The organism is Pseudomonas sp. AO-1, from assembly GCF_019775695.1.
Lineage (GTDB): Bacteria > Pseudomonadota > Gammaproteobacteria > Pseudomonadales > Pseudomonadaceae > Aquipseudomonas > Aquipseudomonas parakoreensis.
In genome coordinates this window covers 3,632,775-3,652,094 of sequence record NZ_CP079947.1, presented here as the reverse complement: position 1 = coordinate 3,652,094, position 19,320 = coordinate 3,632,775, and the positions used below count along the sequence as shown (strand labels likewise).

25 protein-coding genes are annotated in these 19,320 nt (G+C 59.5%); all 25 read left to right on the top strand.

Translation table 11 applies throughout. The features are described 5' to 3' along the window. The first annotated feature begins 179 nt into the window (after positions 1-179). The 25 genes from KVQ82_RS16765 to KVQ82_RS16645 all read left to right on the top strand — a co-directional run bounded on the left by KVQ82_RS16765 (position 180) and on the right by KVQ82_RS16645 (position 19,313). Positions 180-533, top strand: coding sequence for a putative holin (locus KVQ82_RS16765; protein WP_108589620.1), 354 nt, complete (start codon positions 180-182; stop codon positions 531-533). Beyond that, complete coding sequence (locus KVQ82_RS16760; protein ID WP_222014628.1) at positions 526-816, top strand: phage holin family protein; 291 nt, start codon at positions 526-528, stop codon at positions 814-816. The genes KVQ82_RS16765 and KVQ82_RS16760 overlap by 8 nt, the downstream gene beginning before the upstream one ends. Continuing rightward, complete coding sequence (locus tag KVQ82_RS16755; RefSeq protein ID WP_222014627.1) at positions 816-1,184, top strand: HNH endonuclease; 369 nt, start codon at positions 816-818, stop codon at positions 1,182-1,184. Before KVQ82_RS16760 ends, KVQ82_RS16755 begins: the two co-directional genes overlap by 1 nt. A gap of 295 nt (positions 1,185-1,479) precedes the next feature. Next, the gene (locus KVQ82_RS16750; protein WP_222014626.1) at positions 1,480-1,878 is read left to right on the top strand and encodes a phage terminase small subunit P27 family; all 399 of its coding nucleotides are present in this window, start codon (positions 1,480-1,482) and stop codon (positions 1,876-1,878) included. Continuing rightward, the gene (locus tag KVQ82_RS16745; RefSeq protein ID WP_222014624.1) at positions 1,838-3,652 is read left to right on the top strand and encodes a terminase large subunit; all 1,815 of its coding nucleotides are present in this window, start codon (positions 1,838-1,840) and stop codon (positions 3,650-3,652) included. The genes KVQ82_RS16750 and KVQ82_RS16745 overlap by 41 nt, the downstream gene beginning before the upstream one ends. Further along, positions 3,649-3,834, top strand: coding sequence for a hypothetical protein (locus tag KVQ82_RS16740; protein ID WP_222014622.1), 186 nt, complete (start codon positions 3,649-3,651; stop codon positions 3,832-3,834). The genes KVQ82_RS16745 and KVQ82_RS16740 overlap by 4 nt, the downstream gene beginning before the upstream one ends. A 2-nt stretch (positions 3,835-3,836) precedes the next feature. Continuing rightward, complete coding sequence (locus tag KVQ82_RS16735) at positions 3,837-5,108, top strand: phage portal protein (protein ID WP_222014621.1); 1,272 nt, start codon at positions 3,837-3,839, stop codon at positions 5,106-5,108. After that, positions 5,105-6,049: a S49 family peptidase gene (locus KVQ82_RS16730; protein ID WP_222014619.1), complete on the top strand. Its 945-nt coding sequence runs from the start codon at positions 5,105-5,107 to the stop codon at positions 6,047-6,049. Before KVQ82_RS16735 ends, KVQ82_RS16730 begins: the two co-directional genes overlap by 4 nt. 80 nt (positions 6,050-6,129) lie before the next feature. Beyond that, complete coding sequence (locus tag KVQ82_RS16725) at positions 6,130-7,443, top strand: phage major capsid protein (protein ID WP_260687681.1); 1,314 nt, start codon at positions 6,130-6,132, stop codon at positions 7,441-7,443. A 48-nt stretch (positions 7,444-7,491) separates the two neighbouring features. Further along, positions 7,492-7,788 carry a hypothetical protein gene (locus KVQ82_RS16720; protein WP_222014617.1) on the top strand — a complete coding sequence of 99 codons (297 nt, stop codon included), beginning with the start codon at positions 7,492-7,494 and terminating at the stop codon, positions 7,786-7,788. Between the two features lie 3 nt (positions 7,789-7,791). Then, positions 7,792-8,343 carry a hypothetical protein gene (locus KVQ82_RS16715; protein WP_222014615.1) on the top strand — a complete coding sequence of 184 codons (552 nt, stop codon included), beginning with the start codon at positions 7,792-7,794 and terminating at the stop codon, positions 8,341-8,343. Positions 8,344-8,345: 2 nt separating this feature from the next. Next, a complete protein-coding gene (locus tag KVQ82_RS16710; RefSeq protein ID WP_222014613.1) occupies positions 8,346-8,708 on the top strand; it encodes a phage head closure protein in 363 nt (120 codons plus the stop codon). Next, a complete protein-coding gene (locus tag KVQ82_RS16705) occupies positions 8,701-9,222 on the top strand; it encodes a hypothetical protein (protein WP_222014611.1) in 522 nt (173 codons plus the stop codon). The genes KVQ82_RS16710 and KVQ82_RS16705 overlap by 8 nt, the downstream gene beginning before the upstream one ends. 24 nt (positions 9,223-9,246) lie before the next feature. Next, a complete protein-coding gene (locus KVQ82_RS16700; RefSeq protein ID WP_222014609.1) occupies positions 9,247-9,837 on the top strand; it encodes a hypothetical protein in 591 nt (196 codons plus the stop codon). After that, on the top strand, positions 9,834-10,037 hold the full coding sequence (locus tag KVQ82_RS16695) for a DUF2635 domain-containing protein (protein ID WP_222014607.1): 204 nt from the start codon (positions 9,834-9,836) through the stop codon (positions 10,035-10,037). The genes KVQ82_RS16700 and KVQ82_RS16695 overlap by 4 nt, the downstream gene beginning before the upstream one ends. Then, the gene (locus KVQ82_RS16690) at positions 10,037-11,533 is read left to right on the top strand and encodes a phage tail sheath subtilisin-like domain-containing protein (protein ID WP_222014605.1); all 1,497 of its coding nucleotides are present in this window, start codon (positions 10,037-10,039) and stop codon (positions 11,531-11,533) included. The genes KVQ82_RS16695 and KVQ82_RS16690 overlap by 1 nt, the downstream gene beginning before the upstream one ends. Positions 11,534-11,593: 60 nt before the next feature. Then, complete coding sequence (locus KVQ82_RS16685; protein WP_108589606.1) at positions 11,594-11,941, top strand: phage tail tube protein; 348 nt, start codon at positions 11,594-11,596, stop codon at positions 11,939-11,941. Further along, a complete protein-coding gene (locus tag KVQ82_RS16680; protein WP_222014603.1) occupies positions 11,938-12,234 on the top strand; it encodes a phage tail assembly protein in 297 nt (98 codons plus the stop codon). Before KVQ82_RS16685 ends, KVQ82_RS16680 begins: the two co-directional genes overlap by 4 nt. A gap of 130 nt (positions 12,235-12,364) precedes the next feature. Continuing rightward, a complete protein-coding gene (locus tag KVQ82_RS16675; RefSeq protein ID WP_222014601.1) occupies positions 12,365-14,419 on the top strand; it encodes a phage tail tape measure protein in 2,055 nt (684 codons plus the stop codon). Between the two features lie 3 nt (positions 14,420-14,422). After that, on the top strand, positions 14,423-15,679 hold the full coding sequence (locus tag KVQ82_RS16670; protein WP_222014599.1) for a DNA circularization protein: 1,257 nt from the start codon (positions 14,423-14,425) through the stop codon (positions 15,677-15,679). 3 nt (positions 15,680-15,682) lie between these two features. Continuing rightward, on the top strand, positions 15,683-16,795 hold the full coding sequence (locus KVQ82_RS16665) for a phage baseplate assembly protein (RefSeq protein ID WP_222014597.1): 1,113 nt from the start codon (positions 15,683-15,685) through the stop codon (positions 16,793-16,795). After that, positions 16,792-17,298, top strand: coding sequence for a phage baseplate assembly protein V (locus KVQ82_RS16660; protein WP_222014595.1), 507 nt, complete (start codon positions 16,792-16,794; stop codon positions 17,296-17,298). Before KVQ82_RS16665 ends, KVQ82_RS16660 begins: the two co-directional genes overlap by 4 nt. Next, positions 17,298-17,696 carry a phage GP46 family protein gene (locus tag KVQ82_RS16655; protein WP_222014593.1) on the top strand — a complete coding sequence of 133 codons (399 nt, stop codon included), beginning with the start codon at positions 17,298-17,300 and terminating at the stop codon, positions 17,694-17,696. The genes KVQ82_RS16660 and KVQ82_RS16655 overlap by 1 nt, the downstream gene beginning before the upstream one ends. Further along, positions 17,686-18,723 (top strand): baseplate J/gp47 family protein, encoded by a 1,038-nt coding sequence (locus KVQ82_RS16650; RefSeq protein ID WP_222014592.1) that lies wholly within the window; start codon positions 17,686-17,688, stop codon positions 18,721-18,723. Before KVQ82_RS16655 ends, KVQ82_RS16650 begins: the two co-directional genes overlap by 11 nt. Beyond that, positions 18,714-19,313 carry a YmfQ family protein gene (locus KVQ82_RS16645; protein ID WP_222014590.1) on the top strand — a complete coding sequence of 200 codons (600 nt, stop codon included), beginning with the start codon at positions 18,714-18,716 and terminating at the stop codon, positions 19,311-19,313. The genes KVQ82_RS16650 and KVQ82_RS16645 overlap by 10 nt, the downstream gene beginning before the upstream one ends. Positions 19,314-19,320: the final 7 nt, after the last annotated feature.

Sequence of the window (19,320 nt, the reverse complement as noted above, 5' to 3'; positions counted from 1 at the left end):
CCGCTTTTCGGTTTTTCCGGAGGCAGGTAAAAAGTCACCACGATATGCAATTTGCGCCTTGGCGCTGACCTCGCACGTGCTGTGCAGCTTTACCCGGCCTTCCCTGAGCCGGTCACCCAACCCCGCTTCGGCGGGGTTTTTATTTTCGGCCCGTTGGGGTGTCTGCAAGGAGAATCAGCATGAGCGAGCCGGCAACTGTTGTCGTGGCCGGTGGTGTGGGACTGGCGGCTACCGGTCTGTTGGCGGGCGTGGACATGCTCGCTGTGATCGGTGCGCTGGCTGGCTCTCTGGTGTTCTTCACCACTACTGAGGAATTGCCGGTCTGGAAGCGGGTTCTGTTCCTGCTCGTGTCTTTCGTGATGGGTTACATGTTCGCACCTGGCATGGCCGAGGTTGAGTTGTTCGGCACGAGGCCCTTCAAGTACACCGGTCCGGCGGCGTTCGGCGCCTCGGTTGTGGTTGTTACCGTCGCGCTCGCCGTCATCAAGAGACGCGGCCTCGTTGCTGAACCGCAAGGGAGGCAGGATGGATAGTCAACTGATGCCGCAAGTTCTCACGCAGGCCACGTTCTGGTTGTGCGTGGCGTTGTTCGTTCGGCTGTTCACGTTCCGTCGTCGCGGTGCCCGGTTCCGCCGGAGCATGAGCTGTCTTGCTTGGGTGGTGATGGTCGCGGCTGGATCTGCGGTTGTGTACATCGGCAAGGGGCAGTTGGTCATGCCGCAGAACTCATGGCCACTGGTTATCGTGCTGGCGGTGTTCGTTGGGTCGGTGTACCAGAGCAGTGGCAATCTGGCCCGTGTCTGGAAGATGGGCTGATGAGCAAGGTATCGGATGACCGACGCGGCAGCAGCACCGAGCGGGGGTACGGGTACAAGTGGCAGAAGTCACGGGACGCGCACCTGCGTGCGAATCCGTATTGCACGATGTGTTCGAGCGATCTGCGCCCGGTGGCAGCAACGATCGTTGACCACAAGGTCGCCCCCAAGCTGAAGGACGCCAAGGACAGCGGTGATCCGGTGCGCATCAAGGCGGCATGGAAGCTGTTCTGGAACCCAGAGAACTGGGCGAGCCTGTGCAAGTTCTGCCACGACTCGACGAAGCAGCGGATCGAGAAGAGCGGGCGCGTACCCGGGTGTCATGCCGACGGCCGTCCGGTCGATCCGGGGCATCACTGGAACCGGTGACCGACCATCCCCGACGCACCAAAAAAACGCACACCCCCGAGGGTAGGGGGGGTGAAAAACTTCATTTGGACTTCCTTCTAGACCGATCGCCCCCCTCTTTACACAAAGTCGGGAAAAATGAGGGGAGGGGGGTATCGACAGGTAAGGGGTTGAATTTATGGCAGGAAATGGAAGTTCGGGTCGCCCATCTGTACCGGCGTCGGTCCATCTGTTGCGGGGAAACCCGAGTGGGAAAAACGTTGCGGCTCTGCTGGACGAAGTTCAGTCCCCGACTCTCCCGGTGAAAGCGCCACCCATGCCGGATGTCCTTTCGGCTGATGCGGTGTCCGAGTGGGAGCGAGTAGTGCCGGCGCTGATGTCTCTGCGCCTCATCTCCGAACTCGACTCCATGGCGCTGGCCGCGTACTGCCAAGCCGCTGCGGATTGGCGTCGTTACCAGCGGCTCATCGCGGAGAAAAACGCCAAGTCCACCGATGAGTTGGGCGGCGATGTCCAGACCTTCAAGACCGGTGCTCAGCAGATGCACGTTCTGCGGCAGCTCGCCAATGATGCCGAGCGCCGCGCCAATGCCGCCGGCGCGCAGTTCGGTATGTCGCCAGTGTCTCGGCGCAACCTGAAAGCGCCGCCAGCACCGCAAGGTGAGTTATTCCCCAATGACCCAAGAGCAGCCGCTGAACAATACTTCAGTAGATGACCGCGTTACCGGCTATGCGAATGCCGTGCTTGCAGGTGAGATCGTCGCAGGACCTGATGTCCGCAACGCCTGCAAGCGTCACCTTCGCGATGTAAAGAGCGGTCTTGATCGCGGGCTGGTGTTCGACCTAGCACTTGCCAATCGCGCTATTGGCTTTTTCGAAGATGTCCTATGTCTCAACGGCGGCGACTATGAGGGCATGCCGTTCTTGCTCGCACCTTGGCAGGCATTCGTTGTGGGCAGCCTATTCGGCTGGATGACAGTCGATGGTTTCCGGCGCTTTCGCTTGGGCTACATCGAGACGGGAAAGGGCTCAGGAAAAAGTCCGCTGGTGGCAGGGATCGGCTTGTACGGTCTGGTTTCGGATGGCGAACAGCGTGCCGAAATCTACGCGGCCGCCACCAAGCGTGACCAGGCAATGATCCTTTTTCGTGACGCCGTGTCGATGGTGGACATGTCCCCGGCGCTCTGCTCTCGACTCGCTCAATCGGGCCGTGACGAGAAAGTCTGGAACCTGTATTACCCCAACACCCGTTCCTTCTTCCGCCCCATCAGCGCGGACGAAGGCCAGTCCGGCCCGCGCCCTCACATCGGCCTGCTCGATGAGGTGCACGAACACAAGACCGCCGCGACCGTGAACATGATGCGCGCCGGTACCAAGAACCGGCGCAAGGCCATGGTGGTGATGATCACCAACAGCGGATCTGACAAGAAGACTGTCTGTGGTCAGTACCACGACTTGGGTGTGCGGATCTGCGCCGACATCGAAACAGACGACAGTTTCTTTGCGTTCATCTGTTCGCTGGACGAAGGGGACGATCCGTTTACGGACGAAGCCTGTTGGCCGAAGGTGAACCCATCGCTTGATTACATTGCGGAAGGGCAGACCGACGGCATTCCCGGGCGCAAGTATCTGCGCGAGCAGGTGCAGTCGGCCCGGGGGCTGCCAGCGCAGGAGTCGGTTGTGCGCCGACTCAACTTCTGCGAATGGACCCAGGCGGATGCGCCTTGGATCTCGTGGGCAGTCTGGAAGCAGGCGGAAGAGCGCGTACCGATGCGGATTCTACGTAACCGAAGGTGTGTCGCCGGCCTCGACCTTGCCAGCACCACCGACCTGACTGCATTCGTGTTGTTGTTCTGGCCGGTACCGCACGACCCTCACTGGCGCTTGCTGCCGTACTTCTGGATTCCCGATGAAGATCTTCAGGGGCGCGAGGACAGGGACAAAGTTCCATACGCCATGTGGGTCAAGGACGGCCACCTTGAAACAACACCTGGCCGAGCCATCAGCAAGAAACACGTACTGCTGAGGCTCGTAAAAATCTGCGCGTACTTCGACGTGGAGCGCATCGGTTATGACCGATGGCGCATCGAAGACTTGCTGCAGCTGATGGCCGATGAAGATATCACCCTGCCAGAAATGGTCGGTTTCGGTCAGGGCTTCAAGGATATGGCGCCGGCAGTCGATGAATTTGAGCGTCGATTACTGGGTCAATCATCTGAGCAGGAAGTGATAGATCTCGACCCGTCGGACTACGAAGTCATCGAACCCGAAGTGGTCGAAACCTTGCGCCATGACGGTAATCCGGTAATGACCTGGAACGCCGGCAACGCCGTGATTGTTTCCGACCCAGCCAACAATCGAAAGGCCGACAAGGCCAAGGCGACAGGCCGGATTGACGGCATCGTGGCCTCCATCATCGCCGTCGGGACCAGCATCAAGTCCGCTGGCCCGAGCGGCAAATCCATCTACGACGAAGGGGCGGGTATATGAAATTAGCCATCGCGGCCTGGCTGGCCGGCCTGTTGGGCTTCGGGCTGCTTGTCGGGGGCGTGGCGCTGATCAGCGTTCCCGCCGGCTGTATCGTCGCAGGTGTCGGCCTGCTGGCCTGGTCCTACCTTGCCGATCGCGCTGCCGCCGCACTGAAATCCCAATCCAAACCCGAAGGAGGTTGAGCATGTTTTTCTCAAGCGTGCTCGGCGATGGGCGCGGCACTCTCACAAACCCCGACAACGGTTTCTGGCGCGGGCTCATTGGCAGTGGCCGGAATAGTTCGGGCGTCACAGTCACGCCCGAGTCAGCGCTTGGCCTCCCTATCCTGCAGAACTGCGTCACGCTGCTGGCGGAAACCATGGGGCAGTTGCCCTGCGAGATGTACCGCCGCCAAGACAAAGGGCAGCGGGAAGCGGCGATCAATCATCCGGCCTACGACGTTCTGCGGTACCAGCCCAATGGCTTCCAGACGCCATATGAATACCGCGAATGCAGTCAGCTCGCGGCAGGGCTGCGGGGTAACAGCTACAGCTTCATCGACCGGCGCGACGACGGCAATGTCATTGGCTTGTGGCCGTTGTGCAACAACAAGGTTCAGGTGTTAAAGGGCGCCGACTTGCTGCCTTACTACCGGATCGGTGCAAGCGAGGCGCTACCGATGCGCATGATCCATCATGTGCGATGGGTCAGCACCAATCACTACGTGGGGCTTTCGCCCATCGAAGTGCACGCCGACTCTCTCGGGCTCGCCCAAGCCGTGCGGCAATACACCGGTAAGAGCTTCGCCAACGGCGTGACGGTGTCCGGCGTGATCGAGCGTCCCCGTGAGGCGCCGTCGATCAAGGATCAAGGCAGCATCGACAAGATTGTTGATCAGTGGGGCCAGAAGTTCGGCGGCATGGACAACGCCAAAAAGGTCGCGCTGTTGCAGGAGGGCATGACCTTCAAACCGGTGTCGATGAATAACGTTGATGCCGAGGTGCTGGGCATCCTCAAGACCACCGGCACCGATATCGCCCGGATCTACAAGATCCCGCTGCCCATGGTCAACGACCTGGAGAAGTCGAACTACAACACCCTTGAGCAACTGATGATTCAGTTCGTGGTGTTCGCGTTGCTGCCTTGGGTAAAGCGTCACGAACAATCAATGATGCGCGACTTCCTGTTGCCCGAGGATCGGCGCGAGTACTTCATTGAGTTCAATCTGTCCGGACTGCTGCGCGGCGATCAGAAGAGCCGCTACGAAGCGTATGCCATCGGCAGACAGTGGGGCTGGCTCAGCGTCAATGACATCCGGCGTCTGGAGAACATGCCGCCGGTACCTGGTGGCGATATCTACCTTCAGCCGTTGAACATGGTCGATGCAGGAAAGCCCGGTGGCGATTTGACCAACCCCAAAGTGCGAGCCCAGCTCGAACTCCAGCAAGCTGAAATCGGAAGGATTCTTGCCCAATGAAAAACTACCTGCGAGCCTCCAGCCTGCTGTTCAATCAGCCGCTGTTGGTGACCCCGGACATGCTGGATCTCGGCGTGCGCTGGGCCAACCAGGCGATGAGCCTGAACATCGTTAACATTGGCGCCAAGCAAGGTCCGGCCATCTGGGATGACGACGGCATCGACCGTATCGCGCAGCAAGAGGAAGAGCGCCGAACGGCCATTGCGCGAACCGGGATCGAGGTGATTCCCGTCAGCGGCGTGTTGGTCAGCCGTGGCAGTCACATCGGCATGTGCGAAACGATGACCAGCTATGAATCACTGCGTACGCAACTGCGCAACGCGGTAGCAGATCCGATGGTGGAGCGGATCGTGCTGGACATCGACAGCCCCGGTGGGTCAGCCGTCGGCGCTTTCGAACTGGCTGCCGATATCCGCGCCATGGCTCAGCAAAAGCCCATCACGGGTATCGTCAACTTCATGGCGTACAGCGGCGGCTACTTGCTCGGATCGGCTTGTAGCGAGCTGGTGGTGAGCCAGACCAGTGGAGTTGGTTCGATTGGCGTCATTGCCAGCCATATGGACCGGTCCAAGATGGAAGAGGGCATGGGCGTCAAGGTGACCACGGTTTATGCCGGGGCTCACAAGAACGATCTCAGTCCTCACGAACCCTTGAGCGAGCAGTCGCTGAAGTACCTGAACGATGTGGTTCAAGAGAGCTACCAGCTCTTCGTCAACGCTGTGGCGGACTACCGGGGACTTTCCGTGCAGCAGGTAATTGCCACCGAAGCAGGGCTGTATCGGGGGCAGGCCGGTATCAATGCCGGGCTGGCCGATCGAATGCAGAGCCCGCAACAGGTGGTCGATGACCTTTCTCACTCTGTCGCCATGAGCCGCACAGTCCGCCAGTCCGGCCGTCTGTCCGTTCGTGCATCCGCGTTGAATCTTCAAACCCAGATCTGACCGCGTTCGCGGCAGTCACCGAAACCCGCCCTGTGCGGGTTTTTTTATGCCCAGGAGGCAACATGTCCCAAGTACTTCAGTTGCGTAGCGAACGCGCGAAGATCAACGATTCGATTCAGGCGTTGGCCAAACTCGAAACGGCAGGCGAGTCCTTGTCGGCTGAACAGTTGGCCCAGTTCACGACTCTGGAAGCGGAGTTCAATGCACTGACTGACAAGATCAGTCGTGCAGAACAGGCCGAGCGTATTGCCGCTGCGAGCGCGGTTCCTGTTAACGAGTCTGCTCAAGGTCGCACCAGTCCGCCGCAGGGTCGTGCGCATGGGCATATTCACGGTGGTGGTCCGTCGGAAGCACCAGGTGTGCGGATGGCCCAGATGGTTCGTCTGCTCGCCGCCGCCGGTGGCAATCAGCATCAAGCCGCGCAAATGGCGCAGCAGGGCGGGTTTTCTACCGATGTTGCAATGGCTCTCAGCACTGTAACGCCGGGTGCTGGTGGTGTACTGGTTCCACAAAACTTCGCTACCGAAATTATCGAAGCGCTCCGCCCAATGTCTGTTGTGCGCAAGATGGGAGCGCGTAGTTTGCCGCTGAACAATGGCAACCTGACTCAACCCCGCATCACCGGCAACACAGTCGTCACCTACATCGGTACCGAAACCGATATCCCGATCACTGGGATGACGTTCGCAGATACAAAGCTGTCCGCGAAAAAGGCTGCGGCGATCGTGCCGATTTCCAACGACCTGATTGCAAATGCCGGTGTCAGCCCGCGAACTGACGATATCGTCGTTGAGGACTTGGCGGTCTCGATGGGGCTGTCAGAAGATCTGCACTTCATCCGTGCTGACGGCAGCGGCTCGCTGCCAAAGGGGATGCGTTATTGGGCACAGCCGTTCAACATTTTGCCGGCACCAGCGGTGGACACCATCACCCTGGAAAAGATCGACTTGTTTTGCGGAGGCATGATGCTCCGCTTAGAAACGGCGAATGTGATGATGAAGGCCTGCGGCTGGTTGATGCATCCACGCGTTCTCCGTTGGCTGCAGTCGCTTCGTGACGGCAATGGCAACAAGGCTTATCCGGAAATCGAACAAGGGTTGTTCAAAGGTTATCCGGTTGGCTTGAGCAACCAGATCCCGGTCAACCTCGGCGCCGGTGGCGATGAGACCGAATTCTACTTCGTCAACTTCGCAGACATGATGATCGGCGAAGACATGGACCTGACGATTTCCTTCAGTAACGAAGCCTCCTACAAGGACGCCGAAGGCAATATGGTCAGCGCGTTCCAGCGTGACCAGACGCTGGTCAAAGTGATCGCCAAGCACGACTTCGGCCCGCGCCACGTCGAGTGCATCGTCGTTGCCATCAACGTCAAGTGGGGCGCCGGCATGTAATTCCGCGACCCCGCTTCGGCGGGGTTTCGCATAACTGAGGGATGGGTAATGACAGACAAAGTAGTGGTGCGTTTTCTGAAGGCCTGGCGTGGTTACTCTGCGGACGAGTTGGCTGGCTTCGATCAAACTGTAGTCGAGGGGCTGCAGGCGAAAGGGTTCGCGGAAATCTATGAACCCAGCGGCGAGACGTCGGCAAAATCGAAGGGGGGCAAAGGCAAAACCGCAAAGGCCGGTGCTGCAAAAACTGAGAGCGGCCCGGCTGCTGGGGGTGGTACTTCCGAAGCAACCACCGAGCCAGGCGGTACAACCGAAACCGATGATGGACCCGACGAAGAGAAACCCTAAACCATGGCCCGTCGAATCGAATACTTCGGCGAGCCAGTTCTGACACTGGAACAAGTGGCTTTCCAGTGTCGGCTGGAACCGGAGGACATGGAGCCGGGGCTTATCAGTGACATCATCATTCCCGGTGTCACGACTCAGTGCGAGTCCAAGACCGGGGCCGGTATTCGCGGTGCGATCTACGAAGAAGACTGGCCCGCTGCATTCCCCACCGGCCACGCGCTGGATGTCGGTCAAGCGACCGAAGTTTTGTCGGTCAAGCTTCGGCAGGCTGATGGCACGTGGAGCGATTACGCTGGCCCGGTAGATCTCGAACAGGGCCAGCGCGAAAGCTTCGTGTCGTTTCCGTCGGGGCGACCTGCTGGCGCCTTGCGTATTCGCTACAAGGCAGAGACTGATCTTGACCTTCACCCCGGCGTTCGCAACTGGTTGCTGATGGCGGCGGCGGCGATTCATCGACATCCGGAAATGTTCCTGGTTGGCCAATCCCTGTCAGAGCTGCCTTCTGACTTTCTTGATCACCTGGTGGCTGAGATCACTTTACCGCCGAGGTTTTGACCATGGCCTATCGCGAACCGAGTGCCGGTGAGCTGGATCGGCGAATTACGTTGAGGCTGCGCACTGATGTTCCCGCGCCGGATCAGGGGCTTGACTCGATCTTCACCGACGAGAAAAAGCGATGGGCGAAGATTGAGCCGGTCGGTACTGCGGTCTACACGGCAGGTGTTCAAACGGACGTAAAGATCACTCACCGCGTGACGTTCTACTTCCTCAAGGGCGTGAGCGATGCCCATGAGGTCGTGCACGGCGGCACCATCTACCGGGTGCGGCGTGTTGCCGACATGAACGGTACACGTCGTTACACCATTCTTGAAGTCGAAGAACTCGGGCCGCAGAAATCCGGAGGCGGTATCTATGGCTAACTCTGCGTCGGTTGAAAGTTACCTGCACGTTGAAGGCTTCGAGGATTTCGAGCGCGACGCCTTCAATAAAAAGAAGATTCGCGCAGGGATGCGTAAGGCCGGCTTGCTGGTCACGCAGCATGCCCAAATGAACCTGGTGCTGGGCAAGGGGCGGCAAGGCTACCCGGCCAACCGGACCGGTGAGACGGTCAAGTCTATCAAGTTCAAGGTGTCGCGTTCGGGCTTCATGGTCAAAATCTCCCCGACGCTCACTCCCGCAATGGGTGAGTTCTACCCAGCCTATCTGTACTACGGCGTGAAGCAGGGGCGCCGGCCGCAGAAGCTTGCACCTGGTAAAGGTATTGGGCGTAAGAATCGGCGGCAAGCGGGGGTGAGGGCGCGGCTTATTGCTGAGCGGGCGGCGGGTGCGTGGCGGATTGAACCGCACGACAACTACATGGCCGATGCTCTGCAAGACACATCTGAGCAGGTTCGGTCGATCCTTTTTTCAGCGTTTGCCGATGCCTTGAACTGAACGCTGTTTTTCCTTGGACTCGTTATGAAATTGAACCCGATTGTTGCCCATCTCAAGGCGACATGCCCGACCTTTGCCGATCGCGTGGCAGGCGGTATCGATTGGGACTCCGTCGCAGAAAGCGCCAAGTTACCGATGCCGGCAGCATATGTGATTGCAGCGGCGGATGGGGCATCCCCCAGTAAGGCCCAGAACGTGGTGATACAGGACGTTACGGATCAGTTCGCGGTGGTGGTCGTGCTGGACGCTGGAGATGAGCGAGGCCAAGAGGCCAACGATCAGTTGCACGATCTTCGCTCTGAGCTGTGGCGGGCCTTGGTGGGGTGGTCACCTGGACCTGAATACACGCCGATTCAATACGACAAGGGTGCGCTGGTGTTCATCAGTCGTGCTCGAGTCATCTACCAATATCTCTTCACCGCAGAATTTCAGCTCGGACGAAACCGACCTGATCAGTCGCCCGAGACGTGGCAGGAATGGAATCTGGACGGCCTCCCCGGGTTCGCCGGCGCAACCATCAACATGGACTGCATCGATCCTGCAGATCCCAATCTGAAACGACCCGGCCCGGACGGGCGCATTGAAGTCACTTTCACTGGAGACGTAACACCATGACCAAGCGCATCACTGTGGTGCCGGCCGCTGGCCGCTCTGTGCCCGATCCGGAGGCTGGCGACCTGTTGCCCGTTGAAGGCCGGGAAGTTACCGATGGCGCCTGGTGGCGCCGCCGCTTGGCTGACGGTGACATCGTCGTCAAAGCCGACAAGCCCCCAACCACCAAAGCCCCAGCGGCGAAACTCGAGGAAGGCAAATAATGGCCATCGGATTCAGCAACATTCCCGCCGACATCCGCGTGCCGCTGTTCTACGCGGAGATGGATAACTCGGCCGCAAACTCGGCTTCATCGGCGATGCGTCGGTTGATCGTTGGGCAGGTCAACGATGACGCGGACCGCGAAAGCATCGGCAAGCTGGTGTTGGTCTCGAGCGTCGCCATCGCCAAGAGCATTGGTGGGCAGGGCTCGATGCTCGCGGCGATGTACGAAACCTGGCGCAAGGCCGACCCGATCGGTGAAATCTGGTGTCTGCCCCTGCAAAACGAAACCGGCGAATCGGCTTCAGCGACCGTGACCATCACAGGCACTGCTACCGAGGGAGGTTTGCTGAACCTGTACGTCGGCGGTGTTCGTGTCCAGTCAACGGTCGCGGCGGCGGCGACGGCAGCTGTCGTTGCCTCCGCGTTGGCAGTGAAGGTCAACGCAACACCCGATCTTCCGGTCACTGCTGCAGCCGCTGACGGCGTAGTCACGCTCACCTGCAAGTGGACTGGCGAAAGTGGCAACGACATCAACATTGCGATGAACCGGCTGGGCAAGTCCAACGGTGAATCGACACCTGCTGGCCTGACGGTGGTTGCCACGGCGATGTCCGCCGGAGTAGGCGCCCCCGACGCCGTGGACGCGATCGCCGCTCTCGGTGATGAACCCTTCGAGTTCCTGTGTCAGCCATGGTCGGATACAACCACGCTGAATGCCTGGAAGGATGCGATGGACGACAGCACCGGCCGCTGGAGCTGGGCCAAGCAGTTGTTCGGGCATGTCTACACCGCCAAGCGTGGCACCATCGGCACGCTGGTTGCGGCCGGCCAGGCGCGCAACGACCAGCACATGACCATTCAGGGTGTTGAGCCAGGCGTGCCGCAACCGGTTTGGGTGCAGGCGGCTGCACTGGGGGCTCGCACGGCGGTGTTTATCTCTGCCGATGCCAGCCGGCCCACCCAGAGCGGCAGTTTGCCAGGACTGGATCCGGCACCGGCAAGCGATCGATTCACCCTGACTGAGCGTCAGTCGCTGCTCAACTACGGTATCGCCACCGCGTACTACGAAGGCGGTTACGTGCGCATTCAGCGCTCAATCACAACCTACCAGAAGAACGCCTATGGCCAGGCTGACAACTCGTACCTGGACAGCGAGACCATGCATCAGTCGGCGTTTATCATTCGCCGCATGCAGAGCGTGATTACCAGCAAGTACGGACGCCACAAGCTGGCGTCCGACGGCACGCAGTTCGGCGCAGGCCAGCCAATCGTCACCCCCGCGGTGATTCGCGGCGAGCTGATTGCGCAGTACGCCAAGCTCGAAATGGAAGGTCATGTCGAAAATGCCGACCTGTTCGCCGAGCACCTGGTTGTCGAACGCGACAGCAACGACCCGAGCCGAGTCAACGTGCTATTCCCGCCGGACTACATCAACGGCCTGCGGATCTTCGCGCTGCTCAACCAGTTCCGCCTCCAGTACGACGACGCGGCATAACGCTCACCCTGAACACCCAGCCCGCCCTGTGCGGGCTTTTTCATTCTGGAGACAAAGACCATGGGTCAAAAAGTAGCGGGCACTGTGTACGTGAAAGTAGACGGTGAGCAACTGACCATCACGGGGGGCGCGGAAGCGCCGCTGATGGATGTGAAAAGAGAAACGGTGTGGCCGGGTTTTTTCAAGGAAGAAAAACTGGCGCCGTATATCAAGATGACCGCACTCATGCCGCAAGGCTTTCCGATTAAAAAGCTGACCAAAGGTTACGACCAGACCGTCACCTGCGAGTTTGCGAACGGGAAGGTATACGTGCTGTCCGGCGGCTATCTCGTCGATGAGCCTGCAGCCAAGGGCGAAGACGGAACGGTTGAACTGCAATTTGATGGTGTGAATGGGAGTTGGCAATGAGTGAGCCAGTGAAGTTGCAGGTTGCGATCGAGGCTCACGGTGAGCCAATCACCGAGCTGACGCTGCGCCGTCCGACAGTACAGGAAGTAAGGGCCATCAAAGCTCTACCCTACAAAATCGACAAGAACGAAGACGTCAGTCTGGATATGGACGTAGCGGCCAAGTACATCGCCGTGTGCGCAGCTATTCCGCCGTCCTCCGTCAACCAGCTGGATCTATCCGACCTCAACGCTTTGAGCTGGGCGGTGGCCAGTTTTTTCATGAGTCCGGCATCGGGACCGTCGAGCAACTGATCGAGGTCGCCTATGACCTTGCATGGTTCTGGAAAACCGATCCGGAGCTTGTAATGGCTCGTCCGTTGGACGTGCTCCTTGAGTCCTTAAGGCACGCCCAGCGCATCAACACAACCCAGCAGGTGCAGTGATGGCGGACAAGTTCCAGCTCAAGGCGTTGATCACTGGCGTCGACAGGCTGTCGCCGACGCTGAAGGGCGCCGCAAAAAACGTCGCGGGATTCCGAAAGCAGTTGAATAGCTCGGGCCTTGGCAACATCGGTTTCAAGGATGTCGTGCAAGGTGGGGCGTTCGCGGCCCCGTTCGTTGCCGGCGCAAGGGCGGCCATGGAGTTTGAAACTTCCATGGCCGATGTGAAGAAGGTTGTCGACTTCGACACCCCCGAGCAATTTAAGCAGATGGGCAAGGATGTCCTGGACCTGTCCGAGAAAATGCCGATGGCGGCCAGCGGCATTGCCGCCATCGTCGCTGCTGGTGGCCAAGCAGGTTTTGCTCGTGGCGAATTGAAGCAGTTTGCGGAAGACGCCGTGAAGATGGGCGTCGCCTTCGATCAAACGGCCGACCAGTCCGGCGACATGATGGCCAAGTGGCGGACGTCGTTCAAACTCACTCAGCCGGAAGTGGTTGCGCTGGCTGACAAGATTAACTACCTGAGCAACACCGGGCCTTCATCGGCGGCGCAGATTGCCGACATCGTGACTCGCATCGGGCCGTTGGGTGCGGTCGCCGGCCTGGCATCCGGACAGATTGCTGCGATGGGCGCCACATTGGCCGGCGTGGGGGTTCCGAGCGAGGTGGCAGCCACCGGCATGAAAAACTTCATGCTGGCGCTGACGAAGGGCGGCTCGGCCACGAAGCAACAGGCCAAGGCGTTCAAGTCGTTGCGGTTGGATGTGAAGACGCTGGCGCAGTCCATGCAAAAGGATGCTCAGGGCACCATTGAGGATGTGCTCGCGCGAATCGCCAAAGTTGACCCGGCGAAGCAGGCGGGCCTTCTTACCGAACTGTTCGGTACCGAATCTGTTTCGGCAATCGCTCCACTCCTGACAAACCTCGACCTACTAATAAAGAGCTTCAGGGATGTTGCCGAGGGGTCAGGTTTTGCCGGCTCGATGGAAAAGGAATATGCGGCGCGTTCGGCCACCACCGCGAATGCAATGCAGCTGCTGCAGAACCGCGCAACACGGTTGGGCATCGAGATTGGTAACGCGCTTTTGCCGCCGTTCAACGACTTGATGGCTGATATCGGTCCGCTGGTTTCGAAGGTCTCGGCACTGGCAGCGGAACACCCGGGGCTGATCAAGGCGGTGCTGGGCGCAGGCATTGCCTTCGGCGTGCTACGTCTTGCGGTGACCGGCGCAATGATCGCCATGAAGGTTTTCAGCGCCGTGACCGCAATGAGTCCGGTCGGAATCATTGTCCGGGTTATTGCGCTCGCGGCAGGTTTGCTGATTGCCAATTGGAAAACTGTGGCGCCGTTCTTTGAAAGGATGTGGGAGCGAGTGCGCCGTCCGGCCATGGTGTTCTGGGAATGGATCAAGTTGGCGTGGCAGTTCACGCCTATGGCGTGGGTCGTCAAGAACTGGGAACCGCTGACAGACCTGTTCTCGGCCATCTGGGACGTGCTCTATGCCGTGTCCACGCCAGTGATGAAATTCCTCGGTGACCTGTTCGACTGGACGCCGCTGGGCATGATCATCAACAACTGGGAACCCATTGTCGGATTCTTCAAAAAGCTTTGGGACCGTGTGCGGCCCATTCTTGAACCAATGATGAAAATGCTCGGCATGGATGCTGATGGGGAAGGACTCATCAAGAAGGCGACAAATGTCGCCAACAACTTCGCCGAAGAGCAGACAAAGCGCAATGCGGGGGTCGGCGGCGGTACCGGGGCGTTATTGCAAGCGGATGCCACTCAGGTTGCCAAAGGACGCCAGTCACTCAACAACCAGGCGTTTGGGATCGACAATAACCAGCTACTTCGCGCACCTGGGCAATTGCCGCCGTCAGGCAGCTTGCTCCAGCAGACAGCCGCGGCGAACACCCAGAAGGTCAACGGAGAGCTGACCATCAACCTGAACGGTGCGCCACCTGGCACCACCGTCGATCAGCCAAAAACCAACCAGCCCGGTCTGAAAATCAAACCGAAGGTGGGCACGCGAACCGTCGGCGTCATGAAGGAGTAGCGAATGGATCAGACATGGCGTGATCAGATGTTGCCAGCGTCGTTTCGGGGGATCAGCTTTTTGGTCCCGCAGGCGTCGGTCCCGATTGGCATGAAAGGGCAGCTTCACGAATTCCCTCAGCGAGATGAGCCGTATTTCGAACAGTTGGGCAAGCAGTCCCAGGTGCATCGACTGGTGTGCTGGATTATTGGCGATGATTGTTTTGAACGTCGCGACAAGTTCATGGAGGCGATCCAGACGCCAGGCGCTGGCGAGCTGGTACATCCTTGGCTGGGCAGGATGCAGGTCAAGGCGGGCGAGGGTGAGTTGACCCATGATTTCAAGTCCGGCGGGATGGCTGCATTTGAAGTGACGTTCTACCCCGACACCCCGCAGAAATTTCCAGCGGCCAAGGTCAACAGTCAGCAGCAGGTGGTCAAGGCTTCGGACAGCCTGCTGGACTCGGCGCTGGCCCGATACAAGTTAGCCATGGCGAAAGTAGACCAGGCCCGGCTTGGCCTGGCTCGCCTGCGCAACAGCCTGTCGGGTGTGTACACGGTGATCCAGCAGCAGTTTTCAACCATCATCGGTGCCTTCACCAATTTGACCGAGTTCGCCCGGTCCATCATGAATGCGCCGGACTCGCTGTCTTCGCTGTTCTCCAGCTACTTCAGTGAGTTTTCGGTGGATGATTACCTTGGCGATGACTCGGGTTCAAGCTACCGCAACACGGTGGCCGCCGCGACACAACAAACCGAAGCGGTGGCCAGCATCAACACCGTCAGCCAGGCGGGTGGCGTGGACGCCGCAGCAGCCTCTCAGGCCACCGCCGATCTTGTGCAGGACGCTCTGTTGGTGCAGGTGGCCATGATCATCAGTGAAATGCCCGTCGCATCGCAGCCGGTATCCACTGCGGTTGCTCCGTCGGTAGACCAACAGGCCGTGCAGCCAATCGTGCGTCCGGAGGTTCCCGTAGCTGACGATGTGATCGAGCTTCGCGACAACCTCAATGAGGCGATATTTCAGGCTTCACTGAAGGCAGATCCCGAGCACTACATGGTGCTCAACACTCTCCGACAGACCATCGTCAAGCACCTGACCGCCGTCGCGGAGTCTGGCGTGCGCTTGGTGGAAATCACTCCACCCGAAACCCTGTCGGCATTGGTGCTTGCCTACCGCCGTTTCGGTGACGCCACCCGTGCAAACGAAGTAGTCCAGCGCAACCGCTTGCGGCATCCGGGGTTCGTGCCTGCGCGTCCGATCAAAATCGCCCAGAGGTAACCGATGGAAGACTTGAATGCTGTCAGCCTTACGGTTGACGGTCTGGATTACTCCGGCTGGAAATCCGTAGAAATCACCGCCGGCCTAGAAGATCAGGCGCGCTCGTTCAATCTCAGCATCACTTGGAAGTGGCCCGGCCAGGTCGAGCCGTTGCCTCTGAAGCAGGGCGCGAAGTGTCAGGTACGCATTGGCGATGACCTTGTGCTGACTGGCTGGGTGTTCGCCACGCCGATCAGCTATGACCACCAGCAAATAACCACCAGCATCAGTGGGCGCTCGCTCACTGCTGATCTGGTGGATTGCGCGGCGATCAACAAGCCGGGGCAGTGGAACAACCAGAGCGTGCTGGCGATCGTCAAGGCGCTGGCTTCGCCCTATGGCATCAGAGTGCGTAGTGAGATTCCCGAAGGCGCCAAGCTGTCGGACCACACGATAGAGCCTGGTGAAACGGCGTTCGAATCCATTGACCGACTGCTGACGCTCTTCCGCGTGTTCTCTACGGACGATGCCAAGGGCATGGCTGTGCTGGCCAAACCCGGTAGCGAACTTCGCGCTTTCGACGCGTTGGAAGTAGGGAAGAATATTTTGGCCGGTGACGCATCGTTGGACTTCTCGGCCGTGTTTTCCGAATACCGGGTGCTCGGGCAGAAGAGCGGTACCGACGAAGAGTTCGGCGAACAGGCGGCTGAGATCTCCGCCGTGGTCACCGATCCGCGCATGACGCGTAAGCGCGTGATGATCATCCAAGAGTCCGGCCAGCTGACCAACGAACTGGCGCAGGCGCGGGCGAACTGGGAGCGCGGCAGTCGAATGGGTAAGGCGCTCACCACGACCTACACCGTGCAGGGCTGGCGGCAATCCAATGGTGCGCTGTGGAAGCACAACGCACTGGTGCGCGTGATCGATCCGATCATTGGCTTCGACCGAATCATGCTCATCGCCCGTGTGACCTACTCCCTCACTGACAGCGGGATGCTCACGAAAATGGAAGTCGGCCCGCCGGACGGCTTCGAGCCTGAGCCACACGATCCGCACAAGAATCGCAAGCTGAAGAAAGGCGGCAAGGGCGACAACTTCGAATACCTCATCCCTGCGGACTACGAGCCAAAAAAATGAGCCTGAAAAGCATGATGGCGCGCGGCACCGTGTTGCTGGCGGCTGCCGGGAAAAAGATGCAGACGCTGCAGGTCAGATTGACCGCCGGCGAAGTGAAAGACGCGGTCGAGCATTTCGAACCCTATGGGTTCACCAGCAACCCGTTGTCCGGCGCCGAGGTGCTGACCATGTTTCTCAATGGTGACCGCTCCCACGCTGTGGTGGTGGTCGCCGCTGATCGCCGGTACCGGATCAAGGAACTCAAGCCCGGTGAGGTGGCTATCTACACCGATGAAGGTGACAAGGTGCATTTCAAGCGCGGTCGGATCATCGACATCGAAACCAATACGCTGAACATCAAAGCCACGACGGCGGTGAACTTCGACACGCCGGTGATCAATCAGACCGGCAAGATCGTTTCTACGGGTGACCAGATCGCAGGCGGTGTCAGCCAGATCGAACACGTCCATACCCACGTTCAGGCCGGCAGCGGCAACAGCGGCCCGCCCGCGGTGGGGGCTTGATGATTATTTCTGACAACCGCGAAGACATGCTGACTCGCGCCGTGCTGATCAGCCTGTTTACCTGGCGCCGCGCGATGACCGATGCCCCGGTAGACGACGAAGAGCTGTTCGGCTGGTGGGGAGACAGTTACCCAACCATCGCCGATGACCGCATTGGCTCGCGCTTGTGGCTACTGCGCCGGGTAAAACTCACCGATGCCACCCAGCGTGACGCTGAGTTCTACGCCAATGAGGCGCTTCAGTGGCTGCTCGATGACGGTCACGTCATTGCGATCGAGATCGCCAGCGAGAAGCACGATATCAGCCGGCTGAACCTGATCGTCATCCTGACCATCCCCGGTGGCGAACGCATTGAAATCAAACCCAACTCTTCCTGGCAGGTGATCTATGCCGTTTGAAACACCTTCGCTGCCGGTGCTCATCAGTCGCACCCAGAGTGACCTGGCGAGCGACGCGCTCCGTCGCTCCGATGCTCAGGTGCTGGCAAGAACAATGGGCGGCACTGCCTACGGCCTATATGGATATCTGAATTGGATTGTCGAGCAGATCCTGCCGGACAAGGCCGACGAAGAAACCCTCGAACGAATTGCCGCGCTGCGTCTGAATCAGCCGCGAAACGCAGCCCAACCGGCCGAGGGCAGTGTGACCTTCACTGCTGCCGCCGGCGCAGTATTGGATGTTGACGTGGTGCTACAGGCCAGTGACGGGCGTATGTACGCAGTCACCGCGGGTGTTAGCACGTCGGCTGGGACCAACACCACTACGATTAAGGCCGTCGATGCTGGCGCGCTGGGCAACGCTGACGCGGGCTTGGCTCTCACACTGGTACAGCCGGTGCCTGGCGTAACCAATGGCTTCACCGTCATTGCGCCAGGATTGAGCGGCGGCGTAGAAAGGGAAAGTATCGAATCCCTCCGCGCGCGGGTGATCCGTTCATACCGTGTCATTCCTCACGGTGGATCCGTGGACGATTACGAGACCTGGGCCTTGGAGTTTCCCGGCGCCACGCGGGCATGGTGCCGAGGGAATTACTTGGGGCCAGGCACGGTCGGGCTCTTTGTGATGCGTGACAACGACCCAGTGTCGGTGCCAAACCCGGCGCAATTGCAGGAGATCAAGGATTACATCGAGCCTCTGCGGCCTGTGACGGCTGAGCTTTACGTTCTGGCCCCAACGCTGAAGCCCGTGCTTTACAGCATCCACCCCGTACCCGACACAACTGCGGTGCGCGCTGCTATCACCGCCAGCCTGAAAGACTTGCATGAACGCGAGGCTGGGCTGGGTGACAAGCTGTTGATAAGCCACATTCGTGAGGTCATCAGCGGCGCAGCTGGGGAAACCGACCACTCGTTGACTGTCCCGTCCGCCGACGTGACCGCTGCTGCCAATGAGCTGCTGACCTTTGGAGGCATCACATGGCTGTAGCGAGAACTGCCGATCAGTACCGGCGCCAACTGCGCGGCCTCTTGCCTGCTGGTCCAGCCTGGGATCCCGAACTGGTACCAGAAATTGACCTGGTGCTGAAGGGAGTGTCTGTTGAATTTTCGCGCCTCGATGCACGCGCGGTGGACCTATTGAATGAAATGGATCCTTCGGGCGTCAGCGAGCTGGTGCCGGATTGGGAAGCGGTAATGAACCTCCCAGATCCATGCCTCGGGCCAAACCCTGCGTTCGAGGATCGCCGCTTGGCCGTTCGCCGTCGGCTCGTTGAGGTGGGCGGGCAGAGCAGGGCGTATTTCATTGAAATTGCTGTGAGCCAAGGCTACCCGGACGCGTCAATCACCGAGCACCGAGCGCCCCGTATGGGGCGTTCTCGTTTCGGCTCTGCGCGTTTCGGGACGTGGCACGCGCAGTTCATGTGGACGCTGAATACCGGAGGTCGGCAGCGACAAGGACGGCGCTTCGGCGCCAGCTACTGGGGCGAGCGCTTCGGCACCAACCCGGGGGATCCGCTTGAATGCTCGATTCGCCGACCGGCACCGGCGCACACCGTCGTACACATCAATTATGACTGAGAGGTAA